Raw genomic sequence first — 1,278 nt, 5'->3', positions numbered from 1 at the left:
TGATTTCAAATCGGCACCAAAATATTTTGCTTTCTAAACCCCGCCCAGATTGGATCTTGGCGGCTCGATTCGCGATTTAACCGGACACTACTGATACGAGCTAATAAACGAACCATCATTTCCAGAAGACGAAGAAAAAGCCTTTGCGCTTCTATCTTCGGAAAATAATTTAGGAAGGGTAAAGGATAGCGGAGTACGAAACCTAGTAGTAATTATTTTAAAAAGAGTTTTTCGCGATGACACTGGTGTTTCCCCTGAGCTTCTAAATAGGCTGTCTGCATCGCTAGGCGCAATCTACAGGCTTTATCCAGAAATTTATGAAGAAGTCGTTTCTACCAAATTAGGGGAGATGCTTTCAGAGGCAAACGATACTAGGTTGAAGAGAGTATTTCCTTTCCTGTGGTTGCGAAAAGAGCTTTGGACTAAAGTTGAACATGCTGAGCGAGTTAGAATCGAAGGGCTAATCAACTCAATGAATCATGAGGAAATGTCGAAATTCCAGGTTACAAGGCTCGCTGAAGTAAATTCAGATATAAGATCACATGTAATTGACAAAATTAATCAATTGGATACAGTTGAACAGGTCAAGATAATTGCTGCACATCCTTCTATCTTCCTAAAAGACAAAGCAATTGAGTTTTTTTCTCAGGCGCTCAGCTTTGATTCCGCCGAATTCAGAGGAAATAAATTATTGCTTCCAATAAGTGGAAGCTTTAATGATAGTGATTTGCAGCGTATTCTTACTGGTGCTTTAGAAAATACAGGGTCATATGGGATCAATCAAATTTTAAACGCAGGTGCAATTGGTGCATTTTTTTCTGGACTTTATACTGAAACCAAATCTGCACCACTAAACCACAAAGCACTTTGGGTTGATTTCTGGGGAAAAATAATTGAAAAGGGTTTTCCATATAACACACTTAAGGAATTATTGATTGAAGATCAATATATAACCCCTGAAGAACCGGAAGCAGAAAATTATGATCCAATTCCATTTTAAAAGCTTAACAAACACGTCAATTACGACGCTCGCAAGCTCGCGAGCCTAATACGCGGGCATTGGCGTTACATGCAGTTCCAATCAATGCTATTTATCCCTTATTAGTCCATCCTCTCGCCGTTTGAATTTACTGGAGATATTTATGCCTAAACCAATCATTAACATTACCAATGCCATAACAGATAAGGGTCTTAGGAAGTTAAAGCGGGTTTAGTCTCAACAATTTGAGTAGTCCAAGGTAAAGATTATCACGACGATGATTAAAGCGATATTCAGTT

At 38.7% G+C, this 1,278-nt stretch carries 1 protein-coding gene and 1 pseudogene; one reads left to right on the top strand and one right to left on the bottom strand.

Translation table 11 applies throughout. The features are described from left to right. Positions 1–349: 349 nt before the first annotated feature. Positions 350–1,000 (top strand): hypothetical protein, encoded by a 651-nt coding sequence (locus EDC63_RS18455; protein ID WP_124947101.1) that lies wholly within the window; start codon positions 350–352, stop codon positions 998–1,000. Between the two features lie 199 nt (positions 1,001–1,199). Here the strand turns inward: EDC63_RS18455 and EDC63_RS18450 are convergent. Beyond that, a pseudogene (locus EDC63_RS18450) lies at positions 1,200–1,278 on the bottom strand (IS1595 family transposase); the annotation flags it as partial.

The sequence above is a fragment of the Sulfurirhabdus autotrophica genome, assembly GCF_004346685.1.
Taxonomy (GTDB): Bacteria; Pseudomonadota; Gammaproteobacteria; order Burkholderiales; family SMCO01; genus Sulfurirhabdus; species Sulfurirhabdus autotrophica.
The sequence above is the reverse complement of the archived record's forward strand: the minus strand, read 5'-3'. Positions and strand labels throughout refer to the sequence as shown.